The sequence below is a fragment of the Streptomyces sp. NPDC052773 genome, from assembly GCF_044547145.1.
Taxonomy (GTDB): Bacteria; Actinomycetota; Actinomycetes; order Streptomycetales; family Streptomycetaceae; genus Streptomyces.
Map to the genome: position 1 here is coordinate 15,488 of NZ_JBITZX010000013.1, position 26,444 is coordinate 41,931.

Annotated in this window: 28 protein-coding genes; 16 read left to right on the top strand and 12 right to left on the bottom strand. The window is 73.2% G+C overall.

The window, feature by feature from the left end; all coding sequences use genetic code 11:
• Positions 1 to 64: 64 nt before the first annotated feature.
• Positions 65 to 1,363 (bottom strand): MFS transporter, encoded by a 1,299-nt coding sequence (locus ACIG0D_RS25890; protein WP_399805337.1) that lies wholly within the window; start codon positions 1,361 to 1,363, stop codon positions 65 to 67.
• Between the two features lie 120 nt (positions 1,364 to 1,483).
• Entirely contained in the window at positions 1,484 to 2,101 is a 618-nt protein-coding gene (locus tag ACIG0D_RS25895; protein ID WP_399805340.1) for a LysE/ArgO family amino acid transporter, read from the bottom strand.
• Between the two features lie 93 nt (positions 2,102 to 2,194).
• On the opposite strand from ACIG0D_RS25895, the gene ACIG0D_RS25900 reads away from it, so the two are divergent.
• Together ACIG0D_RS25900 and ACIG0D_RS25905 are read left to right on the top strand one after the other, a co-directional pair.
• Entirely contained in the window at positions 2,195 to 3,094 is a 900-nt protein-coding gene (locus tag ACIG0D_RS25900; RefSeq protein WP_399805700.1) for a LysR family transcriptional regulator ArgP, read from the top strand.
• 83 nt (positions 3,095 to 3,177) lie between these two features.
• Positions 3,178 to 3,426 carry a WhiB family transcriptional regulator gene (locus ACIG0D_RS25905; RefSeq protein WP_365766499.1) on the top strand — a complete coding sequence of 83 codons (249 nt, stop codon included), beginning with the start codon at positions 3,178 to 3,180 and terminating at the stop codon, positions 3,424 to 3,426.
• Between the two features lie 264 nt (positions 3,427 to 3,690).
• Here ACIG0D_RS25905 and ACIG0D_RS25910 read toward each other — a convergent pair whose 3' ends face one another.
• Positions 3,691 to 4,146 (bottom strand): DUF6098 family protein, encoded by a 456-nt coding sequence (locus ACIG0D_RS25910; protein WP_399805343.1) that lies wholly within the window; start codon positions 4,144 to 4,146, stop codon positions 3,691 to 3,693.
• A 133-nt stretch (positions 4,147 to 4,279) separates the two neighbouring features.
• Here ACIG0D_RS25910 and ACIG0D_RS25915 point away from each other — a divergent pair, with 133 nt between their 5' ends.
• Positions 4,280 to 4,630: a DUF488 domain-containing protein gene (locus ACIG0D_RS25915; RefSeq protein WP_399805346.1), complete on the top strand. Its 351-nt coding sequence runs from the start codon at positions 4,280 to 4,282 to the stop codon at positions 4,628 to 4,630.
• A 31-nt stretch (positions 4,631 to 4,661) separates the two neighbouring features.
• Here the strand turns inward: ACIG0D_RS25915 and ACIG0D_RS25920 are convergent, their stop codons facing one another.
• On the bottom strand, positions 4,662 to 6,335 hold the full coding sequence (locus ACIG0D_RS25920; RefSeq protein ID WP_399805349.1) for an FAD-binding dehydrogenase: 1,674 nt from the start codon (positions 6,333 to 6,335) through the stop codon (positions 4,662 to 4,664).
• A gap of 16 nt (positions 6,336 to 6,351) precedes the next feature.
• Positions 6,352 to 6,981 (bottom strand): TetR/AcrR family transcriptional regulator, encoded by a 630-nt coding sequence (locus tag ACIG0D_RS25925; RefSeq protein ID WP_399805352.1) that lies wholly within the window; start codon positions 6,979 to 6,981, stop codon positions 6,352 to 6,354.
• Positions 6,982 to 7,120: 139 nt separating this feature from the next.
• Here ACIG0D_RS25925 and ACIG0D_RS25930 point away from each other — a divergent pair, with 139 nt between their 5' ends.
• From ACIG0D_RS25930 to ACIG0D_RS25940, 3 genes are read left to right on the top strand one after another with little or no spacing between them, the layout of a single operon-like run.
• Entirely contained in the window at positions 7,121 to 7,741 is a 621-nt protein-coding gene (locus ACIG0D_RS25930; protein WP_399805354.1) for an alpha-ketoglutarate-dependent dioxygenase AlkB, read from the top strand.
• Between the two features lie 57 nt (positions 7,742 to 7,798).
• Positions 7,799 to 8,545, top strand: a complete 747-nt coding sequence (locus tag ACIG0D_RS25935) for an MBL fold metallo-hydrolase (protein ID WP_399805356.1) — start codon at positions 7,799 to 7,801, stop codon at positions 8,543 to 8,545.
• Positions 8,546 to 8,590: 45 nt separating this feature from the next.
• The gene (locus ACIG0D_RS25940; RefSeq protein ID WP_399805358.1) at positions 8,591 to 9,826 is read left to right on the top strand and encodes a DUF4032 domain-containing protein; all 1,236 of its coding nucleotides are present in this window, start codon (positions 8,591 to 8,593) and stop codon (positions 9,824 to 9,826) included.
• Here ACIG0D_RS25940 and ACIG0D_RS25945 read toward each other — a convergent pair whose 3' ends face one another.
• Positions 9,827 to 10,696 (bottom strand): universal stress protein, encoded by an 870-nt coding sequence (locus ACIG0D_RS25945; RefSeq protein WP_399805360.1) that lies wholly within the window; start codon positions 10,694 to 10,696, stop codon positions 9,827 to 9,829.
• A gap of 73 nt (positions 10,697 to 10,769) precedes the next feature.
• On the opposite strand from ACIG0D_RS25945, the gene ACIG0D_RS25950 reads away from it, so the two are divergent.
• The 5 genes from ACIG0D_RS25950 (at position 10,770) to ACIG0D_RS25970 (ending at position 16,525) form a co-directional block, all read left to right on the top strand.
• Complete coding sequence (locus tag ACIG0D_RS25950; protein ID WP_399805362.1) at positions 10,770 to 11,123, top strand: VOC family protein; 354 nt, start codon at positions 10,770 to 10,772, stop codon at positions 11,121 to 11,123.
• 117 nt (positions 11,124 to 11,240) lie between these two features.
• Positions 11,241 to 12,917, top strand: coding sequence for an FAD-dependent oxidoreductase (locus ACIG0D_RS25955; RefSeq protein ID WP_399805364.1), 1,677 nt, complete (start codon positions 11,241 to 11,243; stop codon positions 12,915 to 12,917).
• A gap of 11 nt (positions 12,918 to 12,928) precedes the next feature.
• Entirely contained in the window at positions 12,929 to 14,383 is a 1,455-nt protein-coding gene (locus ACIG0D_RS25960; protein WP_399805702.1) for an ATP-binding protein, read from the top strand.
• Positions 14,380 to 14,733: a UBP-type zinc finger domain-containing protein gene (locus ACIG0D_RS25965; RefSeq protein WP_399805366.1), complete on the top strand. Its 354-nt coding sequence runs from the start codon at positions 14,380 to 14,382 to the stop codon at positions 14,731 to 14,733. Before ACIG0D_RS25960 ends, ACIG0D_RS25965 begins: the two co-directional genes overlap by 4 nt.
• Positions 14,734 to 14,878: 145 nt before the next feature.
• On the top strand, positions 14,879 to 16,525 hold the full coding sequence (locus tag ACIG0D_RS25970) for a serine/threonine protein kinase (RefSeq protein ID WP_399805368.1): 1,647 nt from the start codon (positions 14,879 to 14,881) through the stop codon (positions 16,523 to 16,525).
• A 23-nt stretch (positions 16,526 to 16,548) separates the two neighbouring features.
• On the opposite strand, the gene ACIG0D_RS25975 is transcribed toward ACIG0D_RS25970, so the two are convergent.
• Entirely contained in the window at positions 16,549 to 18,000 is a 1,452-nt protein-coding gene (locus ACIG0D_RS25975; protein ID WP_399805369.1) for a serine hydrolase domain-containing protein, read from the bottom strand.
• Between the two features lie 112 nt (positions 18,001 to 18,112).
• On the opposite strand from ACIG0D_RS25975, the gene ACIG0D_RS25980 reads away from it, so the two are divergent.
• The gene (locus ACIG0D_RS25980; protein WP_399805371.1) at positions 18,113 to 19,084 is read left to right on the top strand and encodes an LLM class F420-dependent oxidoreductase; all 972 of its coding nucleotides are present in this window, start codon (positions 18,113 to 18,115) and stop codon (positions 19,082 to 19,084) included.
• A 112-nt stretch (positions 19,085 to 19,196) separates the two neighbouring features.
• The gene (locus ACIG0D_RS25985) at positions 19,197 to 19,622 is read left to right on the top strand and encodes an SsgA family sporulation/cell division regulator (RefSeq protein WP_399805373.1); all 426 of its coding nucleotides are present in this window, start codon (positions 19,197 to 19,199) and stop codon (positions 19,620 to 19,622) included.
• Positions 19,623 to 19,760: 138 nt separating this feature from the next.
• Here ACIG0D_RS25985 and ACIG0D_RS25990 read toward each other — a convergent pair whose 3' ends face one another.
• From ACIG0D_RS25990 to ACIG0D_RS26000, 3 genes are all read right to left on the bottom strand, one after another.
• On the bottom strand, positions 19,761 to 20,258 hold the full coding sequence (locus tag ACIG0D_RS25990; protein WP_399805375.1) for a DUF6328 family protein: 498 nt from the start codon (positions 20,256 to 20,258) through the stop codon (positions 19,761 to 19,763).
• A 101-nt stretch (positions 20,259 to 20,359) separates the two neighbouring features.
• Positions 20,360 to 21,343: an aldo/keto reductase gene (locus ACIG0D_RS25995; RefSeq protein WP_399805377.1), complete on the bottom strand. Its 984-nt coding sequence runs from the start codon at positions 21,341 to 21,343 to the stop codon at positions 20,360 to 20,362.
• 12 nt (positions 21,344 to 21,355) lie between these two features.
• Positions 21,356 to 22,576, bottom strand: coding sequence for an FAD-dependent monooxygenase (locus ACIG0D_RS26000; RefSeq protein ID WP_399805379.1), 1,221 nt, complete (start codon positions 22,574 to 22,576; stop codon positions 21,356 to 21,358).
• 317 nt (positions 22,577 to 22,893) lie between these two features.
• Between ACIG0D_RS26000 and ACIG0D_RS26005 the strand changes: the two genes are divergently transcribed.
• The 3 genes from ACIG0D_RS26005 (at position 22,894) to ACIG0D_RS26015 (ending at position 24,710) form a co-directional block, all read left to right on the top strand.
• Positions 22,894 to 23,304 (top strand): tyrosinase cofactor, encoded by a 411-nt coding sequence (locus ACIG0D_RS26005; RefSeq protein ID WP_399805381.1) that lies wholly within the window; start codon positions 22,894 to 22,896, stop codon positions 23,302 to 23,304.
• 34 nt (positions 23,305 to 23,338) lie between these two features.
• Positions 23,339 to 24,163, top strand: coding sequence for a tyrosinase family protein (locus ACIG0D_RS26010; RefSeq protein ID WP_399805383.1), 825 nt, complete (start codon positions 23,339 to 23,341; stop codon positions 24,161 to 24,163).
• A 97-nt stretch (positions 24,164 to 24,260) separates the two neighbouring features.
• The gene (locus ACIG0D_RS26015) at positions 24,261 to 24,710 is read left to right on the top strand and encodes an SRPBCC family protein (protein ID WP_399805386.1); all 450 of its coding nucleotides are present in this window, start codon (positions 24,261 to 24,263) and stop codon (positions 24,708 to 24,710) included.
• A 94-nt stretch (positions 24,711 to 24,804) separates the two neighbouring features.
• Here the strand turns inward: ACIG0D_RS26015 and ACIG0D_RS26020 are convergent, their stop codons facing one another.
• Entirely contained in the window at positions 24,805 to 25,503 is a 699-nt protein-coding gene (locus ACIG0D_RS26020) for a ribonuclease H (protein WP_399805388.1), read from the bottom strand.
• Between the two features lie 36 nt (positions 25,504 to 25,539).
• A complete protein-coding gene (locus tag ACIG0D_RS26025) occupies positions 25,540 to 26,343 on the bottom strand; it encodes a VOC family protein (protein ID WP_399805390.1) in 804 nt (267 codons plus the stop codon).
• Positions 26,344 to 26,444 lie beyond the last annotated feature (101 nt).

The window sequence follows — 26,444 nt, forward strand, 5'->3', positions numbered from 1 at the left end:
GCCGGATCAGCGGGAGCCCGGCATGATCGGCGAGACACCCCCTGGGCGCCGCCCGCCGCGGGGTTCAGACCCGGTGCCTGCGCAGCGCCGGGACCGCCGTGGCCAGGGTCAGCATCACCACGACGACGAGCAGCCCGCCGCCGACGACGGCGGCCCGCGGACCGAAGGCGGAGCCCGCCGTGCCGTGCAGCACGTCGGCGAGGCGCGGGCCACCCGCGACGACGACCGTGAAGACGCCCTGCATCCGGCCGCGCATCTCGTCGGTGGCGGCGGACAGCAGGATCGCCCCGCGGAACACCATCGAGACCATGTCCGCGACCCCGGCCAGCACCAGGAAGGCCACCGCGATCCACAGGCTGGTGCTCAGCCCGAACCCGGTGATGGCGACGCCCCAGACGACGACCGCGCCGATCACCATCAGTCCGTGCCGGCGTGCCCGGGAGAACGTCCCGGAGAACAGCCCGCCGGCCACCGCGCCGACCGGGATCGCCGCGAACAGCAGCCCGAGCGCGAGCCCTTCGCCGTACGAGGCGTAGGTCTCGGACGCGAGCTGCGGGAACAGGGCGCGGGGCATGCCGAGGACCATCGCGACGATGTCGGCGAGGAACGACAGCAGCAGCACCTTGTGCAGGGCGATGTACCGGAACCCGGCCGCTATCTCGCGCAGCCCCGCCCGCCGTGCGGCCGTACCGCCGAGCGGCGGCAGCGCGGGCAGCCGGTACACCGCCCACACGGTGACGCAGAGCGCGACGGCGTCGATGAGGTACAGCTCGGGCAGCCCGACGACCGGGATCAGGGCGCCCGCCAGGAGGGGCCCCGCGACCAGACCGGTCTGCATGACGGTGGAGCCCAGCGCGTTGGCGGCGGGCAGCTCGTCCTCGGGGACCAGCCGGGCGATGGAGGCGCTGCGGGCCGGGGAGTTCAGGCCGAAGAACGCCTGCTGCGCGGCGAGCAGCACCATCAGCACGCCCACCGACTCGACACCGGTCACCGCCTGGACCCAGAACAGCAGCGAGACGACGGCGATCCCGCTGTTCGTGATCAGCAGCAGGGTGCGGCGGTCCATGGAGTCGGCGACCGCTCCGCCCCACAGCGCGAACACCACCAGCGGCAGCAGTCCGGCGAGGCTCGCGTAACCGACCCACGCCGAGGAGCCCGTGATGTCGTAGATCTGCTTGGGCACGGCGACGGCCGTCAGCTGGCTGCCGACGGCCGTGACGACGGTCGAGGACCACAGTCTGCGGTAGGCGGGACGGCGCAGCGGGCGGGTGTCCATGGCCCAGCGGCGCCAGCCCCGGCGGGGCGGCTCGGCCGGCGCCGGGGCGGGCTGCTGTTGCTCGGTACTGCTCTCGCTGGTGTCCACGGGCTTCCTGGTTGCTCGATACACGTTTCGGGCAACCAGGGTGCACCATCCCCGCCGTGGCACGGGAGTTGGGGTGGACGACGTTGTCAGGTCGGGCGGTCGGTGGTGCGCGGCGGGCGCTCAGCCGCCGAGGATGAGCGAGAGGCCGAGGGCGATCATCGTGACCGCGACCAGGCCGTCCAGGACCCGCCACGCGGTGGGCTTGGCCAGCCGGCGGCCGAGGAGACGGGCACCGAAGCCGAGGGCGGCGAACCAGCACAGGCTGGCGAGCGCGGCGCCGGCGCCGAAGGTCCAGCGCAGCGGCCCCTGGTCGGCGGCGATCGAGCCGAGCAGGAAGACGGTGTCGAGGTAGACGTGCGGGTTGAGCCAGGTCATGGCCAGGCAGGTCAGGACCGCGCGGCGGCGTGAGGTCGCCGCCTCGCCCTCCGTGCGCAGCCCCGCCGTGCCCGGGCGCAGCACCCGGCGGGCGGCGAGCGCGCCGTAGCCGAGCAGGAACGCGCCCCCGATCCACGCGACCGCGGTCAGCGCGCCCGGCCAGGCCACCACGACCGCCCCGACACCGCCGACGCCGAGCGTGATGAGCAGCGCGTCGGACAGGGCGCAGATCCCGACGACGGCGAGGACCGCCTCACGGCGGACCCCCTGGCGCAGGACGAAGGCGTTCTGGGCGCCGATGGCGACGATGAGCGAGAGGCCGGTGCCGAATCCCGCGGCGGCGGCGGTGAGCGTGGAAGACATGTCCCCGACGCTAGAAAGACGCCGGGCTTACGTACAGCTAAAGATTCTTACGTATCTTTAGCGACCGTGAAGAACGAAGCGTTTGTGCCCGGAATGCCGGAGCTGCCGCTCGACCAGGTGCGCACCCTGCTCGCCGTGGTGGACGAGGGCACCTTCGACGCGGCCGCCGCCGCCCTGCACGTGACCCCGTCGGCGGTCAGCCAGCGGGTCAAGGCGCTGGAGCGTCGCACCGGCCGGGTCCTGCTGCTGCGCACCAAGCCGGTACGCCCCACCGAGTCCGGCGAGATCGTCGTACGGCTGGCCCGGCAGCTGGTCCGGCTGGAGCGGGACGCGCGCGCCGAGCTGGGCCTGAGCGGGGCCGGGGAGCCGACGCGGGTGTCGGTGGCGGTCAACTCCGACTCGTTGGCGACCTGGTTCCTCACCGCGCTCACCCGCGTCCCCGAGGAGCTGCGGCTCTGCTTCGAGCTGCGCCGCGAGGACCAGGACCACACGGCGGTGCTGCTGCGGGAGGGCCTGGTGATGGCGGCGGTGACGTCGTCCGCGGAGGCGGTGACGGGGTGCTCGGTGCGCGCGCTGGGCGTCATGCGGTACGTCGCCGTGGCCCACCCGGACTTCGCCGCCCGCCATCTCGACGGCCCCCTCGCCGAGACGCTGCCGCACGCGCCGGTCGTCGTCTTCGACCGGCGCGACGACCTCCAGGACGGGTTCGTGCGGCTGCTGCTGCGGGGCCGGGGCGGGGCGGGCCCGTTGCGCCACTCGGTGCCCACGTCGGAGGGGTTCGTCGAGGCCGTGGCCGCCGGACTGGGCTGGGGCATGGTGCCGGAGGTGCAGGCCGAGCCGCTGCTGCGGACCGGGCGGCTGGTGCATCTCGCGCCGGACCGCACGGTGGACGTCCCGCTGTACTGGCAGCAGTGGAAGCTGGACTCCCCCGCGCTCGCGGCGGTCGCCCGCGCGGTGACGGCGACGGCGGCCGAGGCACTGCGCCCGCACTGAGTGGGTTTCACCCGTGTGCCGACCGGTGACCCGGAACCGAGCAACCTACGGCACTTGTCCATTTCTTCTCACGGGTGACATCCATGACCAACTGGCGCGAGCAGGCCGCATGCCGGCACGAGGACCCCGATCTCTTCTTCCCGATCGGCACCTCCGGACCGGCGCTGATGCAGACCGAACAGGCGAAGGCGATCTGCCGGCGCTGTCCGGTCCGGGAGCCGTGCCTGCAGTGGGCACTGGAGACCGACCAGACCATCGGGGTGTGGGGCGGCACCAGCGAGACGGAACGCCGGGCCCTGAAGCGCAGGGCGTCCCGCCGCGCCTCTCGCTAGCGAGCTTCGCCCGGGCTGCTCGCTGGACGTCTCTGGTCCGGCTTCTCGGCCCGGGCTGCTCGCGGAACCTCTCTCGTCCGGCCTCTCGCCGGACGGCTTGCGCCTGGGCTTCTCGCTGGGCGCCGTTCGCCCGGCCGCCCCGCTGCTTCTCGCCGGGTTTCCTTTCGTCCGGCGTCCCGGCGGGTCGCCGGGCACCTCTCCTCCGGCTTCTCGCCGGACGGCTTTCGCTCGCCGGCGCTGCGCCGTCGCTGCCTCTGGCCGTCGCTACCTCTGAGAGCCGCGACGCAGCGGGCCCCATTCGTTCTCCTGCCGGGCCACCTCGGTCCGCGCCTCGTCGATCACCTCGTCGGTGAGGCGGCACAGCGGGCGGACGTGTTCGACCAGGGGCTCGTTGTCCGGGCCCCGGCCGTTCTCCCGGCCCTCCAGGACCCAGGGACGCACGCCGGGGCCCTTCTCGTGCGGCAGATGGGCGTAGTCATAGAGCCTGCGGGCCACCCACAGGCGTACCGAGCGGCCCTGCCACCAGTCCTCGACATCGAGCGGGTTGGCCGACAGTCCCGGCATGGGGACGCCGGTCAGGTCGTCGGTGCTCGACACCTCGCCCAGGTCGGCCTCGGGCCCCCGTGACCAGCGGATGTACAGCCCGCCCTGCCGTTCCTCGACCAGCTCGGTGAGCTCGGCCAGCGTGCGTACGACCGGCAGGTCGTCCCAGGCGTTCATGACGTGACCTCCCTCTTCGCCGTCAGGCGAACGGGGTACCCCGCTCGGCCGGATCGGAATCGGGCGGTCCGTCTCACAGCGGGTTAGGCTCCCGGCACCAAAAGCGCCGGAAGCCGCCCAGGAAGGACCCCGTATGAGCGTCCGTGTCCGCCGCGTCCACGAGCCCCCGGACCCCGACGACGGCCTGCGGGTCCTCGTGGACCGGCTGTGGCCCCGCGGCGTGTCGAAGGACGCGGCCCGGGTGGACGAGTGGCCCAAGGACCTCACCCCGTCGGCGGAGCTGCGCCGCTGGTACCACGCGGGCGAGGGGTCGTACGAGGAGTTCGCCCGCCGCTACGAGGGGGAGCTGGCCGCCCCGGAGGCGGCCGAAGCCCTCGCGCGCGCCCGGGCGTGGGTGCGCGCGGGCCCGGTGACGCTGCTGACCGCGGTGAAGTCCCCCGAGCGGAGCCACGCCGCGGTGCTGGCCGGTCTGCTGGAGCGCTGAACGGCCCCCTGACCAGCGCCCGTCTGGCGCGTCAGCCCGTCTGGCGAGCCGCCGCGCGCCCGGCCGCCCGGCCGGAGAAGAGGCAGCCGCCGAGGAAGGTGCCCTCCAGTGCGTTGTAACCGTGGACGCCGCCTCCGCCGAAGCCGGCCACCTCGCCCGCCGCGTACAGGCCCTCGATCGGCGTGCCGTCGGTGCCGAGGGCTCGCGAGTCGAGGTCGGTCTGGATGCCGCCGAGTGTCTTGCGGGTCAGGACGTGCAGCTTGACGCCGATCAGCGGGCCGGCGGCGGGGTCGAGCAGACGGTGCGGGCCGGCGACCCGGCCGAGCCGGTCGCCGATGTAGCGGCGGGCGTTGCGGATGCCCTGGACCTGGGCGTCCTTGGTATAGGGGTTGGCGATCTGGAGGTCGCGGGCCTCGATCTGGCGGCGGACCACGGCGGCGTCGAGGAGGGGCTTCTCGGTGAGGCCGTTCATCTTGTCGACGAGCTGTTCGAGGGTGGGCGCGGTCACGAAGTCGGCGCCGTGGCGCAGGAAGGCGTCCACCGGGCCGGGGGCGCCCTTGCCGAGGACGCGTTCGCGCAGGAACGCCGCGCGGTCCTTGGCGGTGATGTCGGGGTTCTGCTCGGAGCCCGACAGCGCGAACTCCTTCTCGATGATCTTCTGGGTGAGGATGAACCAGGAGTGGTCGTACGCGGCGACGTCCTCGGTGGTGCGCAGGTACCTGAGCGTGCCGAGGGTGTCGTAGCCGGGCAGGCAGGACCCGGGCAGCCGGCGGCCGAGCGCGTCGAGCCACATCGAGGACGGCCCGGGGAGGATGCGGATGCCGTGGCCGGGCCAGATCGGGTCCCAGTTGTGCAGGCCCTCGGTGTAGTGCCACATGCGGTCGCGGTTGACCAGCCGTACGCCCGCCTCCGCGCTGATGTCGAGCATCCGCCCGTCGACGTACGCGGGCACGCCCGTGACCATCTGCGCCGGCGGAGTGCCCAGGCGCTGCGGCCAGTGGCGGCGGACGATGTCGTGGTTGGCGCCGATGCCGCCGGTGGTGACGATCACCGCCTGGGCGGTGAGTCCGAACGCGCCGACGGCGTCCCGGTTGGAGGCCACTCCGCGCGGCGCGTCGTCGGGCGCGAGGACCGTGCCGCGCACCCCGCGCGCCGTACCGCCCTCGACGACCAGCTCGTCCACGCGGTGGCGGTGGTGGAAGGTGAGCAGTCCGTCGCGGGCGGCCTGCCGGGCGTACCGGACGAACGGCTCGACCACGCCGGTGCCGGTGCCCCAGGCGATGTGGAAGCGGGGGACGGAGTTGCCGTGGCCGTCCGCGGTGAGGTCGCCGCGCTCCGCCCAGCCGACCGTCGGCAGGAAGCTGATGCCGTGCCCGGCGAGCCAGGACCGCTTCTCCCCCGCCGCGAACTCGACGTAGGCGCGGGCCCAGCGCACCGCCCAGGAGTCCTCGTCGTCGACGCGGTCGAAGCCGGCGCTGCCCTGCCAGTCGTTCCAGGCCAGCTCGACGGAGTCCTTGATGCCGAGGCGCCGCTGTTCCGGGGAGTCCACGAGGAACAGCCCGCCGAACGACCAGAAGGCCTGGCCGCCGAGGTTGGCGGTGTTCTCCTGGTCCACCAGTGCGACCCTGCGGCCCCGGCTGGTCAGTTCGTGTGCGGCGACCAGGCCCGCGAGGCCCGCTCCGACGACGATGACGTCGGCGTCCATGGCGACCGTCCCTTTCTCATCCGGTGGTGCCGCTGCCGTCCGTCAGCAACGCGGTGAGCAGCTGTTTCAGCCAGGCCCGCGCGGCGTCGACGTCCTTGTCCAGCAGCAGTTGGGTGGTGACCCCGTCGTAGGCGGCGACCACCGCGTGGGCCGCGGCGTCGGTGTCGCCGAGCACGGCGGGCAGCTCGGTGTGGCCCCGCGCGCGGGCGAGCCGGTCGGCGACGGCGCCGCGCAGGCGGGCCCGGTGTTCCAGCAGGGTCGCGGCGACGCCGGGCCGGCGGGCGGCGTACACCAGGAAGTCCGTCTTCACGAGCAGCCAGTCCAGGTCGAGCAGCAGCACCTCGGTGACCCGGTCGACGGCGGCGGGCACGTCGAGGTCGGGGCCGTCCTGGGCGAGGGCGCCGGAGACCTGGTCGGCGATGAGTTCGGCGCGTTGCCGGTAGAGGGCGAAGAACAGCTCGTCGAGGCTGTCGAAGTTGGAGTAGAAGGCGCCCCGGCTGTATCCGGCGGCCTCGCAGACCTCCTCGATGGAGACCCGCCCGAAGCCCTTGGCGGCGAACACGGCGAACGCGGCGTCGAGCAGGTTGGCCCGGGTCCGCACGCGCCGCTTGGTGAGGCGTGGGGTGGTGCTGTCCGCCGCTGTCATGGTCCGGCCTCCGATTCGATGCGCGAATGTATCGGATACATCGGTGTATCGAAAGGGGTGCGGCGCGGTGCGGCGCCACCCGAACCCTCGGGTGGCGCACGATGGAACAAGCATTCGATTAGCGGAGTACGCTGGAGCCATGCACCTCCAGGGCTCCCTCTTCGACCAGACCGACCAGCTGCGGCTCGGCCCCCTGGACGGGATCCGCCGGACGGACCTCGGTTCCGGCGCCTGGATCGACGTCCTGCCGGGCTGGCTGAGCGGGTCCGACACGCTGTTCGAACACCTGGCGGCCGAGGTGCCGTGGCGGGCCGAGCGGCGGCACATGTACGACCACGTCGTGGACGTCCCCCGGCTGCTCGCCTACTACCGCGGGGGCGAGCCGCTGCCGCACCCCGTGCTGGCAGAGGCGCGCGACGCGCTCAGCGCGCACTACGCCGACGAGCTGGGCGAGCCGTTCACCACGGCCGGGCTGTGCTACTACCGCGACGGCCGGGACAGCGTGGCCTGGCACGGCGACCGGATCGGCCGGGGCGCCCGGGAGGACACCATGGTCGCCATCCTCTCCGTGGGCACCTCGCGCGATCTGCTGCTGCGCCCGGCGGGCGGCGGCGAGACCCTGCGCCGGCCGCTCGGGCACGGCGACCTCATCGTGATGGGCGGCTCCTGCCAGCGCACCTGGGAGCACTGCGTGCCGAAGTCGACCCGCGCGGCGGGTCCGAGGATCAGCATCCAGTTCCGCCCGGCCGACGTGAACTGAGCGGCCGTCTGCTTTGCTGTTCCACGTCGGGGACGGATCTCACCACGCGGGACGAAGATGCGGGCAGATGTGCGGCACGTCGCGGACGGCGCCTACCTGGTGCACGGCAGCAACACCAACTGGGTGATCCTGACGGAGGGGGACGCGGTCACGCTGGTCGACACCGGCTACCCCGGGGACCGGGAGCTGGTCCTGGACTCCCTCGCCGCGGTGGGGAGTTCACCGGAGGCGGTCGCGGCCGTGCTCATCACCCACGCCCACAACGACCACCTCGGGTCGGCGGAGTACCTGCGCGCGACCCACGGCACGCCCGTCCGTCTGCACGAGGCCGAAGTGCCGCACGCGCGGCGTGAGTTCCTGCACCAGGTGTCCATCGGGCGGGTGCTGCGCAACGGCTGGCGGCCGGGCGTGCTGCCGTGGGCGGTGCACGCGCTGCGCTCCGGCGGCACCGCGCACGTCCCCGTCGCCGCGCCCGAGCCGTTGCCGGCGGCGGGCCCGCTCGACCTGCCCGGACGCCCCGTGCCGGTGCACACCCCGGGCCACACCCTGGGCCACTGCGCCTACCACCTGCCGGACACCGGGGTGCTGATCACCGGCGACGCGCTGGTCAGCGGCCATCCCACGGCCCGCGCGAAGGGCCCGCAGCTGCTGCCGGACATGTTCCACCACGAGCGGGCCCGCGCGGTGGCCTCGCTGGACGTGCTCGCCGGGCTGGACGCGGACGTCCTGCTGCCCGGACACGGGCCCGTCCACCGCGGCCCGGTGCGGGACGCGGCGCTGCACGCGGCGGAACGGGCCGCCTGAGACCGGGCAGGCCCTGGTCCGTGCCGTCGCCGTTAAGGTCAGGCCATGGCTTTGCACATCAGCGCCACCAACCCGGAGCACCCCGCGCTCCTGCTCGAACTCCCCTGGCACCTTCCGCTGGAGGAGTGGCCGGAGGAGTACCTGGTCCCGCTGCCGCGCGGTATCTCCCGGCACGTGGTGCGGTACGCCCGGGCGGGCGACGAGGTGGTCGCCGTGAAGGAGCTGGCCGAGCGGCCGGCCCTGCGCGAGTACGAGCTGCTGCGCGACCTGGACCGGCTCGGCATCCCGGCGGTCGACGCCCTCGCCGTGGTCACTGGCCGTACGGACGCGGACGGCGAGCCGCTGGAGCCGGTGCTGATCACCCGGCACCTGGGCGGCTCGATGCCGTACCGCTCGATGTTCGAGACGACCATGCGGCCCGCGACCATGCACCGGCTCATGGACGCGCTCGCGGTGCTGCTGGTGCGGCTGCACCTGGCCGGGTTCGCGTGGGGCGACTGCTCGCTGTCCAACACCCTGTTCCGGCGGGACGCGGGCGCCTACGCCGCCTACCTCGTGGACGCCGAGACCGGTGAGCTGCACGCCCGGCTCAGCGACGGGCAGCGCGACTACGACCTGGACCTCGCCCGGGTCAACATCAGCGGTGAACTCCTCGACCTGGAGGCGTCCGGGGCGCTGCACCCGTCCGTCGACCCGATCGCGTTCGGCACCGAGATCTGCGCCCGCTACCAGGGGCTGTGGAAGGAGCTGACCCGCACCTCCGTCTACCCGGCGGGCAAGTACCACTACATCGAACGCCGGATACGCCGCCTCAACGACCTCGGTTTCGACGTGGCCGAGATGCAGATCGACCACTCCGCCAACGGCGACACCGTCACCTTCGTACCGAAGGTCGTCGACGCCGGCCACCACCAGCGGCAGCTGCTGCGGCTGACCGGGCTGGACACCGAGGAGAACCAGGCGCGGCGGCTGCTCAGCGACCTGGAGTCCTGGATGGCCACCCAGGACGACTACGCGCCCGGCGACCCCCTGGCGGCCCGCCCGGAGGTGCTGGCGCACCGCTGGGTGCGGGAGGTGTTCCGGCCCACCGTCCGCGCCGTGCCGCCGGAGCTGCGCGGCGGCATGGACCCGGCCGAGATCTACCACCAGCTGCTGGAACACCGCTGGTACCTCTCCGAGCGGGCCCAGCACGACATCGGCCTCGACACGGCCGTGAAGGACTACGTCGAGAACATCCTGCCGCGCGCCCGCAAGACCCTGGAGCCCCCGGCGCCCGAGTGATCAGGCGGGCGGCACCACCGCGACCGGGCACGGCGCGTGGTGCAGCACCCCGTGGGCGACGGAGCCGATCCGGGCGCCCACGGCGGTCCGCCGGGCGCGGCGCCCGACGACCACCAGCTGGGCCCGCGCGGACACGTCCAGCAGCACCTGCCCCGCGCTGCCCATCTCGACGTGCTCGACCACCGGGACCTGCGGGAACCGCTCCCGCCACGGCTGCAACGCCTCGCTCAGCGCCTTCTTCTCGTACGGCACCGGGCCGCCGGCCTCGTCGAGGAGCTTCAGGGAGGCCGGGCTGTAGGCGAAGACCGGCGGCAGCGTCCAGGCCCGCACCGCGCGCAGGGTCGCCCCGCGCGCCGCCGCCGTCTCGAACGCGAACCGCAGCGCGGCGGCGCCGTCCTCGGGATCGCCCTCCTGGCCGACGACGATCTCGCGGCCCTCCGCCTCGTCCGCGGCGCGGCCCCCGGAGCGGACCAGCACGACGGGCGCGGCGGCCTCGGCGATCACCTGCTGTCCGACCGAGCCGAGCAGGAAGCCCACGACCCGGCCGTGTCCACGCGAGCCGAGCACCAGCAGCTCCGCCTCCGCCGCGGCGGCGACCAGCGTCCCGACGGCGTCGCCCTCCGCCACCTCGGTCGTCACGTCGAGGCCGGTGTGCCGCTCGGTGACCTCCTGGACGGCGCTCTCCGTCGCCTTCCGCACCCAGCGGGCCTGGGTGTCCCGGTCGCCGTCCACGGTCTCGTGCGGTGCGAACCGCCAGGCGTGCACCACGCGCAGGCCCCGCCCGCGCCGGACGGCCTCCCGGGCCGCCCAGGCCAGCGCCGCGTGGCTCTCCTCGGTTCCGTCCACCCCTGCGGTGATCGGGCGTGTCATCCCGCCGCCTCCTCTTCCTCGACCGTCACTCGTCCGTTCGGCGATCACCGTCAGTGTTCCCTACGCTGCCGGCATGAGCCTTGTCTGGGAGCAGATCATCGTCGACGCCGCCGATCCCGTCGCCCTGGGCCGCTGGTGGGCCGACGCCCTCGGCTGGACCGTGATCAACGACTCCCCCGACGAGTTCGAGATCCGGCCGGAGCCGGAGCGGCTGCCGGGGCTGCTGTTCGTCCCGGTCCCGGAGGCCAAGTCGGTCAAGAACCGCCTCCACCTCGACTTCCGCCCCGACGACCAGGAGGCCGAGGTCGAGCGGCTGCTCGCGCTCGGCGCCCGGCACGCGGACGTGGGGCAGGGCGAGCAGTCGTGGGTGGTGCTCGCCGACCCGGAGGGGAACGAGTTCTGCGTGCTGGGCGCCCACACCGCCTGACCGGGCCTTTCGCATACCTGAGCGAAGCCGGGCCATCGCACCTACGATGGCGGAAGCCGCCCTGGTGACGACGGGGACACCGCGGCGGGATGTCCGACCGCCGGGGGTGGGAGACGTATGGCACAGGCCGCCGACACAGCGCGGACCGTCATTCTGACCGTGGACGACGACCCGGGGGTCTCCCGCGCCGTCGCCCGCGATCTCAGACGGCGCTACGGGGCGTCGTACCGGATCGTGCGTGCCGAGTCCGGGGAGTCCGCGCTCGAGGCGCTGCGCGAGCTGAAGCTGCGCGGCGACCTGGTGGCGGTGATCCTCGCCGACTACCGGATGCCGCAGATGAACGGCATCGAGTTCCTGGAGCAGGCCCTGGACGTGTATCCGGGGGCGCGGCGGGTCCTGCTGACCGCGTACGCGGACACGAACGCGGCGATCGACGCGATCAACGTCGTCGACCTGGACCACTATCTGCTCAAGCCGTGGGACCCGCCCGAGGAGAAGCTGTACCCGGTCCTCGACGACCTGCTCCAGGCATGGCGGGCCGGCGACCACCGGCCCGTGCCCAGCACCAAGGTGGTCGGGCACCGGTGGTCGGCGCGCTCCTCGGACGTACGGGAGTTCCTGGCCCGCAACCAGGTGCCGTACCGCTGGTACGCGTCCGACGAGCCGGAGGGGCGGCGGCTGCTGGCCGCGGCCGGGGAGGACGGCACCCGGCTGCCGCTGGTGGTCACCCCGGACGGGACGCCGCTGGTCGAGCCGGAGGCGCCGGACCTCGCCGCGCGGGTGGGACTCGCGACCACGCCGGCCGCCGAGTTCTACGACCTGGTGGTCGTCGGCGGCGGCCCGGCCGGGCTCGGCGCGGCGGTGTACGGGGCCTCGGAGGGACTGCGCACGGTGCTGGTGGAGCGGTCGGCGACCGGCGGGCAGGCCGGGCAGAGTTCCCGCATCGAGAACTATCTGGGCTTCCCCGACGGCGTGTCGGGCGCGCAGCTCACCGACCGGGCGCGGCGGCAGGCGGCCAAGTTCGGCGCCGAGGTTTTGACCGCGCGAGAGGTGACGGGCCTGGAGGTCAGCGGGTCCGCGCGGGTCGTACGGTTCTCCGACGGCTCGGCGGTCGCCGCGCACAGCGTGATCCTCGCGACCGGCGTGTCGTACCGGCAGCTCGACGCGCCGGGCCTGGCCGAGCTGACCGGGTGCGGGGTGTTCTACGGGTCGGCGCTGACCGAGGCGTCCGGCTGCCAGGGCCAGGACGTGTACATCGTGGGCGGCGCCAACTCCGCCGGGCAGGCGGCGATGTACCTGGCGCGCGGCGCGAAGTCGGTGACGCTGCTGGTGCGCGGCCAGTCGCTGGCCGCGTCCATGTCGCACTATCTGATCCAGCAGATCGAGCGGGCGCCGAACATCTCGGTGCGCTGCGGCACGGTCGTGGAGGCCGCGCACGGCTCCGGTCACCTGGAGGCGCTGACGCTGCGGGACACCGCGACCGGGCACAGCGAGCGGGTCGACGCCCAGTGGCTGTTCGTGTTCATCGGCGCGGCCCCGCTGACGGACTGGCTGGACGGCACCGTGGAGCGCGACGAGCGCGGGTTCATCCTCGCCGGACCCGACCTGACCCCGGACGGGCGGCCGCCCGCGGGCTGGGAGCTGGACCGGCCGCCGTACCACCTGGAGACCAATGTGCCCGGGGTGTTCGTCGCGGGTGACGCGCGCGCCGAGTCCGCGAAGCGGGTCGCGTCCGCCGTCGGAGAGGGAGCCATGGCCGTGATGCTCGTCCACCGCTACCTGGAGCAGTCGTGAGCGGGCAGCCGATGCCGTGCAGCCCGCGGGAGATCGGCTCGCTCTTCCTGTTCGAGAAGCTGGGCCCGGAGCAGCTGGGCCGGCTGTGCGCCGAGGGGCGGGTGGAGCGGTTCGAGCCGGGGCCCGTCTACACCGAGGGCGAGCCCGCGACCTGCTTCTACGTGATGCTGGAGGGCACCGTCGTGCTGTCCCGGCGGGTCGGCGGCGACGACGTCGAGGTCACCCGGACCTCACAGCGCGGGGTGTACGCGGGCGCCATGCAGGCGTACATCGGCGACCGGGTCCGGCAGGTCTACAACAACTCGATGCGGGTGACCGAGCCGACCCGCTTCTTCGTGCTGCCCGCCGACACGTTCGCGAGCATCATGCGCGAGTGGTTCCCGATGGCGGTGCATCTGCTGGAGGGCCTGTTCTTCGGTTCGAAGAACACCCAGCGGATGATCGGGCAGCGGGAGCGGCTGCTGGCGCTCGGTTCGCTGTCCGCCGGGCTCACCCACGAGCTGAACAACCCCGCGGCGGCGGCCGTGCGGGCCACCGAGGCGCTGCGCGAGCGGGTGGCGAAGATGCGGCACAAGCTGAGCGTCATCTCGGCGGGGCCGTATCCGCGCGAGGTGCTGGCGCATCTGATCGAGATCCAGGAGCGCACCGCCGAGCGGGTCGGCAAGGCGCCCGCGCTCAGCCCGCTGGAGGCCTCCGACCGCGAGGACGCCGTCGCCGACTGGCTGGACGACCACGGCATCCCGGACGGCTGGCGGCTCGCGCCCACCTTCGTGCAGGCCGGGCTCGACCTGGACTGGCTGGACCAGGTCGCCGCGGCCGTCGACGAATCGGTGCTGCCGGGCGCGATCGGCTGGCTCAACTACACGGTGGAGACCGAGCTGCTGATGGACGAGATCGCGGACGCCACCACCCGCATCTCCCACCTGGTCGACGCGGCCAAGCAGTACTCGCAGCTCGACCGCGCGCCCTACCGCATCGCCGACGTCCACGAACTCCTCGACAGCACCCTGCTGATGCTGTCCGGGAAGATCGGCGAGCGGATCGAGGTCGTCAAGGAGTACGACCGTACGCTCCCGCCGATCCCCGCCTACCCGGCGGAGCTGAACCAGGTGTGGACGAACCTGATCGACAACGCGGTCTCCGCGATCAACAGCGCGGGCGGGGAGGGGACGCTGACGGTGCGGACCGCGCTCGAACACGACCGGCTGCTGGTGGAGTTCCGGGACACCGGGCCCGGGGTGGCGCCGGAGATCCGCGACCGGATCTTCGACCCGTTCTTCACCACCAAGCCGGTCGGCGAGGGCACCGGGCTCGGCCTGGACATCTCCTGGCGGATCGTGGTCAACAAGCACCACGGCAGCCTCCAGGTGGACTCCGTGCCCGGCGACACCCGCTTCCAGGTGCTGCTCCCGCTCACCGCCACGGAGGACGAGACGCCTCCCCAACCCTTGGAGGAACCGGCATGACCGAGCCGAACGGAATCGACCCGAGCGTGCCGCCGAGCGGCGCCGGGTGCGTGGAGTGCGAGGCCGACGGCGGCTGGTGGTTCCATCTGCGGCGCTGCGCCCGGTGCGGGCACGTGGGCTGCTGCGACTCGTCGCCCGCGCAGCACGCCACGGCCCACTACCGGGCCACCGGGCATCCGCTGGTGCAGAGTTACGAGCCGGGCGAGGAGTGGTTCTGGGACTTCGCCACGGAGACGCTGTACGACTCCGGCCCGGCGCTCGCCCCGCCCGTCAGCCACCCCTCCGATCAGCCGGCGCCGGGACCGGCGGGGAGGGTGCCACGGGACTGGGCGAGGGTGCTGGGCTCGTAGCGGGCGGGCAGGGGGCGGGCGGGACGGAGACTGACCCGTCGTCAAAACTGCGCCGCCGGCCCGAATACACGCCCGCGCGTTGAACGCGCGCCGCCGTGACTCTCGTACCACTGGCAAAGGGTGAGAGCCGGGCGTTCAACGAGGGATGACCATGGGCGAGGCGTACGTCGGCGCGCAGCAGTCGGTGGCGGGGAGGTACCGGCTCCTCGACGTCGTCCACCGCGAGACGAACCGCGTCTGCTGGTACGGGGAGGACATCGAGGCCGGCCGGCCGTGTCTGGTCACCGGGACCCGGCTGCCGGAGGCGCCGGGCGGGGACGGGGGGCGGCGGATCGTCGGCCGGGTGATCCGCGTCTCGGAGACGGTGGAGCGGCTGTGCCCCGGGCGGGTTGCGCCGGTGCTGGACGCGGTCGTGGAGGACGACGTCCTGTGGACCGTCTCCGACTGGGTCGGCGGCACCCCGCTCGGCGAACTCCTCGCGGAGCGCGGGCCGTTCCACTACGTGCGGGCGGCGCGGATCGGGCTGGAGCTGCTGGACGTGCTGGACGCGGCGCACGCCGAGGGCGTCACGCACGGCGAGCTGAGCCCCGGCCAGGTCGTCGTGCCGGAGCGGGGCCCGGTCGTGGTCACCGGCTTCGGACTGGCGGGGGCGACCCTCGCCCCGCGGCTGACGGCACCGTCGTACGCCTCTCCCGAGCAGGCCCGCGACGAGCGCGTGGGCCCGGCGGCGGACCTGTGGGCGCTGGGCGCCGTGCTGTACACCCTGGTCGAGGGGCGTCCGCCGTTCCGTGAGCGGGACCGGCCGGAGGTGACGCTGCGGGGCGTGGACCGGCTCCCGCTGCGCACCCCGGTGCGCGCCGGGCCGCTCGCCCGGGTCGTCCAGGGGCTGCTGCGCAAGGACGCGCGGGAGCGGCTGACCCGGCAGGTGGTCCGCGCGGCCCTGCTGCGGGTGCTGCACGAGGACCCGGGGGCGCCCGTGCCGAGCGCGCCGCAGCCCCGGGTGCGGCGCGCCTACGCCGCCGTCTGCCATGCCGCGCCGGGGTGGAGCAGGCGCACCATGGTCGCCGGGACGGCCCTGGCGGTGGTCACGGTCGCGGTGGCCGTCCTCGTGACGACGATGGCCCTGCCGGACGGCGGCCCCACCGCGGCCGACGCCCCGCCGGCCCGGCCGTCCGCGTCCGGCGGGCCGGGCGGGCGGGGCGACTCCGGCACAGGCGCCGGCACCGGCCCGTCGGCGCCCGGCTCCGCCCGTCCGAGCCCGCCCGGTACCCCGCCCGCGGCCGAACCGCCCGCGCGTACGCCCGCGCCGGGCCCCACCGGGCTCCCCGAGGGATTCCGCACCTACGCCGCCCCGGAGGGTTTCTCCGTCGCCCTCCCCGACGACTGGCGTCCGCTGCGCACCACCCGCGTCTCGGACGTGGCGTACCGGGTGGTGCTCGGCACGGACGGCGACGACCGCACGCTCGCGGTGACCTACAGCGAGCGGGTCGGCCCGGACCCGGTGGCGGTCTGGCGTGACGACGTGGAGCCGGGGCTGAAGAGCGGCGCGGACGGGTACCGGCGGCTCGGCGCGATCCGGGCGACCACGTACCAGGGCCGCGAGGCCGCCGACATGGAGTGGGTCGCCGGGGAGGGCGGGACCCGGGTGCGCACGTTCGGGCGGGGCTTCCTCATCGGTGGCGGCCGGGGCTACTCGCTGCGCTGGACGGCCCCCGCCGACGACTTCGAGGCGGCGGCGAACCAGCGGGCCCTGGACACCGCCCTGCGCACCTTCCGCATCCCGCCGGACTGACGGACCGGCGAACCCCGCCCCCGTCAGGCAGACGGCGGACGCGGGGCGCGCCGGGTGCGCAGCGGGCCGCCGTGCAGGGGCTGGGTGCTCCAGCGGGCGGTGAACGTGCGGTCCGGGAGCGTGCAGGTGATCAGCAGGTGGTGCGGGGTCTCCAGGAAGAGCACGTCCAGGGCGAGCGTCCCGGGGTCCGTCCAGCCGCCGCTGACGGCCGTGGGGACGGGTTCCTCGGCCACGGTCCACCCCGCTCCGTCGCCGAGGCGCAGCACGAGGTCGTGGCCGTCGTCGGTGAGCGCCACCGTCCAGCCGTCCGCGTCCTCGCGTACGGCGACCGCCGACAGGCCGGGCTGGGCGGCGCAGACCCCGCCCTTCGGGATGAACGCGGCGGCGGCCCAGTCGTCCGCCCGCTGCGGGGGCGTCGTCCGGCCCGGGGCCGGGGCCAGTGCGAGGCGGGACAGCCGCTCGCGGAGGGCGGCCTCCGTTCGCTCGCGGCCGGTCGGGGGTGCTGTGCCGAAGGCGGGCAGGAGGTGTTCCCAGACCAGGTCGAGGAGCTGCTGCATGCGCTCGGTCTGGGCGGTCGTCACGACCACCGCGTCGTGTTCGGGCAGGACCAGGCAGAACTGGCCGTAGGCGCCGTCGCCGCGGTAGCCGTGCCGGGACATCCAGAACTGGCAGCCGTAGCCTTGGTCCCAGTCCGCGCGGTCGGTGTCGCCCATGCCTCCGGCGGTCGGTATGTGCGGGCGGGTGGCCTCGGCGACCCAGCCCTCGGGCAGGAGCCGTACGCCCTCCCAGACGCCGTCGTTCAGGTAGAGCTGACCGAGCCGGGCGACGGCGTCCGTCGTGGCGTGCAGTCCGCTGAAGCCGAGTTCGCGGCCGGTGCGGTCGCGCAGCCAGGCGGCCTCGCCGATGCCGAGCGGGTCGAACAGGCGCGGGCGCAGAAAGTCGGTGAGCGGTTGTCCGGTGACCCGCTGGACGATTGCCGCGAGGGTGTAGGTGGTGGGCTGGTTGTAGGCGAAGACGGTGCCGGGGTCGCGGTCGGGGGGCAGCAGCAGGAAGCCGCGCACCAGCTCCGCGGGGTCGAGGGCGCGGGCCGCGTCGAGGGTCTCGGCGAGGTGGCCGCCGGCCATGGTCGCCACGTGCCGGACCAGCATGGCGCGGCTGCGCGGGTCGGTGATGTCGGCGGCGAACTCGGGGAAGTACGAGATCACCGGGGCGTCGAAGTCGATCAGTCCCTCGGCGGCGGCGAGCGCGGCGGCGGTCGCCGTGAAGCTCTTGCTGAGCGAGTACAGCAGCTGGGGGCGGTCCGGGGTGTACGGAGCCCACCAGCCGGCGGCCACGACATGGCCGTGGCGCAGGATCATCAGGCTGTGCGGCTCGATCTCGGGGGCGGCGTCGAGGGCGTCGAGGAAGGCGAGGACACCGGAGGCGTCGACACCCTGGGCGGCGGGGGTGCTCGAAGGCAGCGGGCGCACACTCATGCGGTCATCCTCTCCCCCGCGATCAGCGGGTGGGGAGGGGCGGGTCGGACTGCTTTTCCCACGGGTCACACGTGTCCCGTTTTCGCTCCGCCCGGCCGGGGACTCGCCCGTTATGGTGCAAATCGGATACACGATGATGACCGAGCAGGCCGGGCCCCGTGAGCTCGTCGAGCATGTGGTGCGGGCCGAGGAGGCCGGCTTCGACTTCTCGGTGACCTCGGACCACTACTTTCCGTGGCTGCGTTCGCAGGGGCACTCACCGTACGCGTGGGCGGTGCTGGGCGCGGCGGCGCAGGCGACGTCCCGTATCCCGCTCATGACGTACGTGACCTGCCCGACCTTCCGCTATCACCCGGCGGTGGTGGCTCAGAAGGCGGCGACCCTGCAGTTGCTGACCGAGGGCCGGTTCCGGCTCGGGCTCGGCTCGGGCGAGAACCTGAACGAGCACGTGGTGGGCGGCGGCTGGCCTCCGGTGGACGTGCGCCACGAGATGCTGGAGGAGGCCGTCGAGATCATCCGGGCCCTGTTCGACGGCGGGCACGTCACCCACCGCGGTGAGCACTTCGACGTGCAGTCGGCCCGGCTGTGGGATCTGCCCGACGAGCCGCCGCCGATCGGCATCGCCGTCTCCGGGGACCGCTCCTGTGCGCTGGCGGGACGGCTGGCGGACCTGGTCATCGCCACCGAGCCCAAGTCGGGGCTGCTGGAGGCGTTCGACCGGCACGGCGGTGCGGGCAAGCCGCGGGTGGGCCAGCTTCCGGTGTGCTACGACACCGACCGCGACGCGGCGATCAAGCGGGCGCACGCCCAGTTCCGCTGGTTCGGCAACGGCTGGAAGGTGAACTCCGAACTGCCGCACCCCGACTCCTTCGAGTCGGCCACGCAGTTCGTCACGCCCGACGACGTGGCGGACTCCATTCCCTGCGGCGACGACCCGGAGGCCTTCGTCGAGGCCGTACGCCCGTACGCCGAGGCCGGCTTCACCGAGATCGCGCTGGTGCAGATCGGCGGCGAATCGCAGCCGGAGTTCCTGGACTGGTCGGCGAAGACGCTCCTGCCGGCGCTGCACGACGCCCTCGACTGAGGCGGACGAAGCCTTCCAGGGGAAGCGGGGAGAATCACCCGGAGGGCCGAGCATTGTGTGCGTGAAGGGGGTACTGGAAGGCTCTACGTCCTTTCTCCCCGGAGGCCTTGTGGTGAACCCCTTCGTGCACAGGACCCTGGTCGTGCAACTCCAGGCCGGCACCGCGGACCGCTTCCCGGTCCTCGCCCACCTGGGGTACGAAGCCGAGGACCCGTTCGCGGTCACCGCGGTGTTCAGCCATGACGGCCGGGTGCTCGCCCGGTGGCGGCTGGACCGCGAGATGCTGGCCGACGGCCTGCGCCGGCCCGTCGGCGTGGGCGACGTCCGGATGCGGCCGGTCGCGACGGGTCGGTGGGAGGAGCTGCGGCTCGACTTCTTCGGCGACCCGCGCGCCGGCGGCGGGCACCATCACGCCGCGGTCTTCGCCTGGGCGCCCGCGGTCGCGGCCTTCCTGCGCGACACCTACGCCGTGGTGCCGCCCGGCCGGGAGCGGATCCGGGTGGACGACTTCCTGGCCGAGGTCATCGCGGAGGGCTGAGCACGGGCCGCGAGCGCGGAGCGCTGAGCGGGGCCCGCGCTCGTGGAGTGCTGAGCGGGGGCCGCGAAGGCCCGGTCGGCCGTAGGTCTCCGCGGGCACGTGGGGCGTCCGGGGAGACCTACGGCCGACCGGTGGCGCTCAGCGGCTGGTGTGCCGGTGCCGGGCCCACAGCGGTATCCCGAACCAGCACACCAGGTACCACAGCAGGACACTGGTGACCAGCCACGGAACGAAGGGATCGTGGGTCGCCACCCGCAGGATGAGCAGCAGCGACGCGGTGGTGGTGGCGAGCAGCAGAAAGAGGCCGACGATGGTCATCCGGGAGGCCCAGCTGACCGCCTGCGGCTTGATCCGGCGGCCGGAGACCAGCCGGTGCAGGGAGACCGGGCCGATCAGGGCGCCGGTCGCGGCGGCACCGAGGACGACGGTGACGATGTAGATCGTGCGGTCGGTGTCCGGGAGCTCGCGGTACGTCGGGGTGAAGACCACGGTCAGCAGGAATCCGAACAGAATCTGCACGCCCATCTGGGCGACGCGCACCTCCTGGATCAGCTCGACCCACATCCGGTCGGCTCTCTCCTCCTCCGTCTCGTTGCGTCCCCTGGGCCTCTTCGCGTTGTCTTCGGCGGCCGACACGACTCTGCCTCCCCGGTGGTGAACGATCTGATGTCTTCCACCCCGGGTTCCCCCTCGGCGGCGGAACTGTCCCCGCCGAGGGGGCATCGGTGCGCGGGGCGCTACCAGCGGCTCTCGACCTGGTCCTTGATCCGCCGGTCGTAGAGGTCCCGGATCGCCTCCAGCGTGGCGTCGGACAGCGGCGGCAGGGTGGCGGCGGCCGTGTTGGCGCGGGCCTGTTCCGGCGAGCGGGCGCCGGGGATCACGGTGGTCACTCCGGGCTGCTGGGCGATCCAGCGCAGCGCCAGCTGGGCCGGGGTGTACCCGTCGGGGGCGAGGGCGGCGAACTCGGCGGCGGCCTCGACGCCGGTGGCGAAGTCGACGCCGGAGAAGGTCTCGCCCTGGTCGAAGGACTCGCCGTGCCGGTTGTAGGTGCGGTGGTCGTTCTCCGGGAAGACCGTGTCCTTGGTGTACTTGCCGGACAGCAGGCCGGAGGCGAGCGGCACCCGGGCGATGATGCCCACGCCGGCCTCCCGCGCGGCCGGGAGGACCTCGCGCAGGGGCTTCATCCGGAACGGGTTGAGGATGATCTGCACGCTGACCACGTTCGGCCGGGCGATGGCGGTGAGCGCCTCCTCGCAGGTCTCCACGCTGACGCCGTAGGCGGCGATCCGCTCCTCGGCGACCAGGGTGTCGAGGGCGTCGAACACCTCGTCGGAGGAGTAGACGGGGGTCGGCGGGCAGTGCAGCTGCACCAGGTCGACGCGGTCGACGCCGAGATTGCGGCGGGACCGGTCGTTCCAGGCGCGGAAGTTGTCGAGGACGTAGTTCTCGGGGATCTGGTCGACGCGGCGGCCCATCTTGGTCGCGACGAGGACGTGCAGATCGGGACGGCCGCGCAGGAACGTGGCGATGGTCTGCTCGCTGCGGCCGTCGCCGTACACGTCGGCCGTGTCGAAGAAGGTGACGCCCGACTCCGCGGCCGCCTCCAGCACCGCGAGGGCTTCCTTGTCGTCGACGTCGCCCCAGTCGGCGCCCAGTTGCCAGGTCCCGAGGCCGATGACGGACGCCCGCTGGCCCCATCTTTCGAATACACGCTCTTCCATGGCGTCAGTGTGTCACCCGCGTCCGCCCGCCACGGTGCGGGCGTGCACGGCGCGGGCGACCCTCGGCCCCAGCCAGCGTTTGAACCGGCGCAGCGGCTCCAGGCTGCCTGCCGCCCGGTCGAGGCGGTAGTAGAGCTGCGGCGGGACGTGCGGGAGCAGGGGCGAGTGGCGCTGGCCGAGCAGGGCGAACATGCGCTCGGGCGGGAGGTGGATGTAGCGGGGCAGGTTCTCGTACCACTGGGCGCTGTAGCGGGCGGCGCTCTGCGCGGGCAGCAGGGCCGCCTTGCGCTGCCGTTCGTAGCGGGCGAGGGCCTCGGGCACGGTGGTCGGTTCGCGCAGGGCGTCGGCCAGGGCGATGGCGTCCTCCAGGGCGAGGGTGGTGCCGGCGCCGATGGAGTAGTGGGTGGTGTGCGCGGCGTCGCCGACGAGGACGACGTTGCCGCGGTACCAGGTGCGGTTGGTGAGGGTGCGGAAGGTCAGCCAGGGGGCGCTGCCGTCGCCCGAGGAGCGGCCGATGAGCCGGTGCCCGTCGAGGACGTCGGCGAACAGCTTCTCCAGCAGGACCAGGCCCTCGGCCTCGTCCGCCCGGTCCAGTCCCAGGCCGGTCCAGGTCTCGGGGGCGCACTCGACCACGCAGGTGCTGCGGTCGGGGCCGTAGCCGTAGCCGTAGCACCAGATCCAGCCGTGGTCGGTCTCGGTGAAGCCGAAGGTGAACGCGTCGAAGACCTTGGTGGTGCCGAGCCAGATGTAGGAGTTGCGGCCGGCCGTCACCTCGGTGCCGAAGTGGTCGGCCCAGCGGGTGCGCAGGGCGCTGCGGACGCCGTCGGCGGCCACCACGAGGTCGGCGTCGGGCAGCCGGTCGGCGGTGATCTCGTGGTCGTACTCCAGGCGGACGCCGAGGGAGCGGGCGCGGGCCGCGAGGATCTCCAGCAGGCGGTGGCGGCCGATGCCGAAGCCCTGGTCGCCGGTGTGCCGGACGGTGCGGTCGCCGACGTGGGCGACGCCGTCGGTCCAGCGGACGGACGCCTCGCCGAGGGCGCGCGCCGACTCGGGGTCGTGCAGGTGGAGCCGGTCGAGCAGGCCGCGCCAGTAGGTGACGCCCCATCCGTAGGTGGAGCCCTCCGGGTTGCGCTCGTGGACGGTGATCTCGTGAGCGGGGTCCTGGAGCTTCAGCAGGATCGACAGATACAGGCCGGCGGGCCCGCCGCCGACGCAGGCGACCTTCACGCGCACCTCTGGTGACTACCGGTTGCGGTCATGGGGCAACGCAGGGTAGCAGGCGCCGGGGCGGATCTTTGCGTCAGCTTCACGGCGTGAGCCGCGCCACTCCGGTCGCCGAGCCGGGGCAAGTTACCTCGTGAAACAGGGCCCCTCGGGAAGGAATTGCCCGTTCCGCCACCACCGGACCAACACGGACAGCAAGATCAACTTCGTTCAACGCTGTACGACATGTGGGTAATTGTCCGGATCGTAGCCAACCGTTCGCACAGGTACCGAGCGCCCCGATAGGCATGCGGAGTCATCCGACCCACCGCATCCTGGAGGTCCGCATGCCGGAACTCAGCCGTCGCCGTGTCCTCGGCGCAGCCGCCGCCCTCGCCGCGGCGGCCGGTACCCAGGCGGTCGCCGCCCCGGCCGCCACCGCCGACGCACCCCACCACGGCTCACCCGACTCCTCCCACTCCCCCGCCGCCCCGGCCGCCCCCGCCCCGTTCGACGAGGTCTACAAGGGCCGCCGGATACAGGGCCGCCCGGCCGGCGGAGGGGGCCATCACCAGCACCACGGCGGCGGCTACGCGGTGTTCGTCGACGGGGTGGAGCTGCATGTGATGCAGAACGCCGACGGCACCTGGATCAGCGTCGTCAGCCACTACGACCCGGTGCCCACCCCGCGAGCCGCCGCACGGGCCGCGGTCGACGAACTCCAGGGCGCGCGGCTGCTGCCGTTCCCCGCCAACTGATCCGCCCCGCAACGCCTTTTGGAGCACGCAGCACATGACCGTCCGCAAGAACCAGGCCACCCTGACCGCCGACGAGAAGCGGCGCTTCGTCGCCGCCGTCCTGGAACTCAAGCGCAGTGGCCGCTACGACGAGTTCGTCACCACCCACAACGCCTTCATCGTCGGTGACACCGACAACGGTGAACGCACCGGCCACCGTTCACCCTCGTTCCTGCCCTGGCACCGCAGATTCCTGCTGGAGTTCGAACGCGCCCTGCAGTCGGTGGACGCCTCGGTCGCGCTGCCGTACTGGGACTGGTCCACGGACCGCACCGCGCGGTCCTCGCTGTGGGCGCCGGACTTCATGGGCGGCACCGGGCGCAGCCTGGACGGCCGGGTGATGGACGGCCCGTTCGCGGCGTCCACCGGCAACTGGCCGATCAACGTGCGCGTGGACGGGCGTACGTATCTGCGGCGTGCGCTCGGCACCGCCGTGCGGGAGCTGCCGACGCGGGCGGAGGTGGAGTCGGTGCTCGCCATCGCGACGTACGACATGGCGCCGTGGAACAGCGGCTCGGACGGGTTCCGCAACCATCTGGAGGGCTGGCGCGGCGTCAATCTGCACAACCGCGTGCACGTCTGGGTGGGCGGGCAGATGGCGACCGGGATGTCGCCCAACGACCCGGTGTTCTGGCTCCACCACGCCTACATCGACAAGCTGTGGACCGAGTGGCAGCGCCGCCACCCCGACGCGGGCTATCTCCCCGCCGCCGGGACACCGAACGTGGTGGACCTCGACGAGACGATGAAGCCGTGGAACGACACCACCCCGGCCGCCCTCCTGGACCACACCCCGCACTACACCTTCGACACCGACTGACCGCCGGACGCCCTGGTCACTCCGCGTGCATCCCCGCGCCGGTCACGGGTACCCGCCCCGGACCCGTCCGACGAACGACGAAAGGAGTGACCGCGGCATGTCGCAGGTCGAGGAATCCATCGAGGTCGCCGTCCCCGTGCGCACCGCGTACAACCAGTGGACGCAGTTCGAGACCTTCCCCGAGTTCATGAGCGGGGTGGAGCGCGTCGAGCAGCGCACCGACACGCTCACGCACTGGGTGACCAAGGTCGACGGGGTCCAGAAGGAGTTCGACGCGCGGATCACCGAGCAGATCCCGGACGAGCGGGTCGCCTGGACGACCGTCGCCGGCGACGCCCGGCAGGCCGGCGTGGTGACCTTCCACCGTCTCGACGCCGACCACACCAAGGTGATGCTGCAGATGGAGTTCCAGCCGGAGGGCGTCACCGAGAACGTCGGTGACAAGCTGGGCTTCGTCAAGCGGCAGGCCAAGGGCGACCTGGAGCGCTTCAAGCGGTTCATCGAGCAGCGCGGACAGGAGACCGGGGGCTGGCGCGGCGAGGTGTGACGCACGTACGTTCCCGGCGCGGCGTGCCCTGTGCACGCCGCGCCCTGTGCGTTGTGGACCGTGCGCCGGGGCCGGTTCTCTGCCTCCCCCTGCCTCAGCCGACGGGCGCGGTGCGGCACTCCGGGTGGCCCCAGCCTTGGTCGTTCTTGGCGATGGGCTCACCCGCCGCATAGGAGCGGCCGCACAGACAGCGGCCGGGGAACTTGGCCTTGATGGTGCGCGTGGAGCCGCCGCCGCTCTTGCGGGCCCCCGGGGCGCGGCGGCCGCGCTGCGCCTTGACCGGGGCGTCCGGGGCGGGCGGCGGCTCCGGGGAGCCGAGGGCGCTGCCCGCCGGTTCCTGGACGGAGGCGGCCTGGCTGGCGGCGCGGTCGGCGAAGTCGTTGAGGCGGTCGCCGTCCACCTGGTGGGCGGGGACGTAGCGGAACTCGACCGAGCGGCCGTCGAGCAGCTCGTCGATCCGCACGACCAGGTCCTGGTTGGCGACCGGCTTGCCGGCGGAGGTCTTCCAGCCGTTGCGCTTCCAGCCGGGCAGCCATGTGGTCACGGCCTTCATCGCGTACTGCGAGTCCATCCGGATCTCCAGCGGCACGGCCGGGTCCGTCGCCGCCAGCAGCCGCTCCAGAGCGGTCAGTTCGGCGACGTTGTTGGTGGCCCGGCCGAGCGGGCCCGCCTCCCACCGGGCGGGAGTCTCCGTCTCGTCGGCGACGACCCAGGCCCAGCCCGCCGGCCCGGGGTTTCCCTTCGATGCCCCGTCGCACGCGGCCACCACTCGTTCACGCATGCGCCCGATCATGCCATGGCCGGGCCGGGCGCCGGTCGCCGGAGTCGGTCAGGACACCTCGGTGAGCTGCGGCATGTCCCCCTCGGTGGTCGTGGTGTCGATCACCGAGAAGTTCGCGCCCTGCGGGTCGGTGAGCGCGGCGAACCGCCCGAAGGGGCTGTTCATCGGCCCGAACCGGAGCACGGCACCGAGCTTGGTGGCCTTGGTGATGGCGTCGTCGCAGTCGGCGACGCTGAAGTAGACGTTGATGTACGGCGGCACGTCGGGCGGGAAGTCGTCGGTCATCCTCATCCGGCCCAGCACGGGCGCGCCCGCCGCGTTGAAGACCCGGAAGTCGATGTCGTCGTCCTCCATCTGCTGGGCCGTGTACGGGAAGACGGCCGGGAAGAAGGCGTCGGACTTCTCGGGCTCCCGGGTGAAGACCTCCGCCCAGCAGTAGGCGCCGGGGGTGCCCATCTCGGCTTGGAACCCCTCGTGGCTGCCCGCCTGCCACACCCCGAAGACCACGCCGCCGGGGTCGCGGGCCAGGCACATGCTGCCGACGTCGCCGACCGACATCGGCCCCATGATCAGCTCGCCGCCGTTCTCCCTGATCTTTCCGGCGGTGGCGGCGGCGTCCGGGGAGGCGAAGTACAGACACCACTGCGACCGGTCCTCCTCCTGGCCGGGCATCGGCGGGACGATGGCGGCGACCGCCTTGCCGTCGCGGTAGGCCTCGGTGTAGCTGCCGTAGTCCGTCTGCGCCTCGCCGAAGGTCCAGCCGAGGACGTCGCCGTAGAAGCTCTTGGCGCCGTCGATGTCGGTGAACATCGCGTCGGCCCAGCAGGGGTGTCCCTCAGGTTTCACGGCCATGATCGTGGCCCTCTCCCAATCTCGCCGGATGGTCCGCTTCCTCACGCTAGCCACGCGAACGGCGCGCCGCGCGGCGAGTCCGCCGCCGGGCGCCGTGTGCG

What these genes read in the sequence shown, in the direction of transcription:
- ACIG0D_RS25895 (WP_399805340.1), bottom strand. Translation starts at nt 2,101, where the DNA reads ATGTCTTCCACGCTCACCGCCGCCGCCGCGGGATTCGGCACCGGCCTC.
- ACIG0D_RS25900 (WP_399805700.1), top strand. Translation starts at nt 2,195, where the DNA reads ATGCCGGAGCTGCCGCTCGACCAGGTGCGCACCCTGCTCGCCGTGGTG.
- ACIG0D_RS25905 (WP_365766499.1), top strand. Translation starts at nt 3,178, where the DNA reads ATGACCAACTGGCGCGAGCAGGCCGCATGCCGGCACGAGGACCCCGAT.
- ACIG0D_RS25910 (WP_399805343.1), bottom strand. Translation starts at nt 4,146, where the DNA reads ATGAACGCCTGGGACGACCTGCCGGTCGTACGCACGCTGGCCGAGCTC.
- ACIG0D_RS25915 (WP_399805346.1), top strand. Translation starts at nt 4,280, where the DNA reads ATGAGCGTCCGTGTCCGCCGCGTCCACGAGCCCCCGGACCCCGACGAC.
- ACIG0D_RS25920 (WP_399805349.1), bottom strand. Translation starts at nt 6,335, where the DNA reads ATGGACGCCGACGTCATCGTCGTCGGAGCGGGCCTCGCGGGCCTGGTC.
- ACIG0D_RS25925 (WP_399805352.1), bottom strand. Translation starts at nt 6,981, where the DNA reads ATGACAGCGGCGGACAGCACCACCCCACGCCTCACCAAGCGGCGCGTG.
- ACIG0D_RS25930 (WP_399805354.1), top strand. Translation starts at nt 7,121, where the DNA reads ATGCACCTCCAGGGCTCCCTCTTCGACCAGACCGACCAGCTGCGGCTC.
- ACIG0D_RS25935 (WP_399805356.1), top strand. Translation starts at nt 7,799, where the DNA reads ATGCGGGCAGATGTGCGGCACGTCGCGGACGGCGCCTACCTGGTGCAC.
- ACIG0D_RS25940 (WP_399805358.1), top strand. Translation starts at nt 8,591, where the DNA reads ATGGCTTTGCACATCAGCGCCACCAACCCGGAGCACCCCGCGCTCCTG.
- ACIG0D_RS25945 (WP_399805360.1), bottom strand. Translation starts at nt 10,696, where the DNA reads ATGACACGCCCGATCACCGCAGGGGTGGACGGAACCGAGGAGAGCCAC.
- ACIG0D_RS25950 (WP_399805362.1), top strand. Translation starts at nt 10,770, where the DNA reads ATGAGCCTTGTCTGGGAGCAGATCATCGTCGACGCCGCCGATCCCGTC.
- ACIG0D_RS25955 (WP_399805364.1), top strand. Translation starts at nt 11,241, where the DNA reads ATGGCACAGGCCGCCGACACAGCGCGGACCGTCATTCTGACCGTGGAC.
- ACIG0D_RS25960 (WP_399805702.1), top strand. Translation starts at nt 12,929, where the DNA reads ATGCCGTGCAGCCCGCGGGAGATCGGCTCGCTCTTCCTGTTCGAGAAG.
- ACIG0D_RS25965 (WP_399805366.1), top strand. Translation starts at nt 14,380, where the DNA reads ATGACCGAGCCGAACGGAATCGACCCGAGCGTGCCGCCGAGCGGCGCC.
- ACIG0D_RS25970 (WP_399805368.1), top strand. Translation starts at nt 14,879, where the DNA reads ATGACCATGGGCGAGGCGTACGTCGGCGCGCAGCAGTCGGTGGCGGGG.
- ACIG0D_RS25975 (WP_399805369.1), bottom strand. Translation starts at nt 18,000, where the DNA reads ATGAGTGTGCGCCCGCTGCCTTCGAGCACCCCCGCCGCCCAGGGTGTC.
- ACIG0D_RS25980 (WP_399805371.1), top strand. Translation starts at nt 18,113, where the DNA reads ATGGTGCAAATCGGATACACGATGATGACCGAGCAGGCCGGGCCCCGT.
- ACIG0D_RS25995 (WP_399805377.1), bottom strand. Translation starts at nt 21,343, where the DNA reads ATGGAAGAGCGTGTATTCGAAAGATGGGGCCAGCGGGCGTCCGTCATC.
- ACIG0D_RS26005 (WP_399805381.1), top strand. Translation starts at nt 22,894, where the DNA reads ATGCCGGAACTCAGCCGTCGCCGTGTCCTCGGCGCAGCCGCCGCCCTC.
- ACIG0D_RS26010 (WP_399805383.1), top strand. Translation starts at nt 23,339, where the DNA reads ATGACCGTCCGCAAGAACCAGGCCACCCTGACCGCCGACGAGAAGCGG.
- ACIG0D_RS26015 (WP_399805386.1), top strand. Translation starts at nt 24,261, where the DNA reads ATGTCGCAGGTCGAGGAATCCATCGAGGTCGCCGTCCCCGTGCGCACC.
- ACIG0D_RS26020 (WP_399805388.1), bottom strand. Translation starts at nt 25,503, where the DNA reads ATGATCGGGCGCATGCGTGAACGAGTGGTGGCCGCGTGCGACGGGGCA.
- ACIG0D_RS26025 (WP_399805390.1), bottom strand. Translation starts at nt 26,343, where the DNA reads ATGGCCGTGAAACCTGAGGGACACCCCTGCTGGGCCGACGCGATGTTC.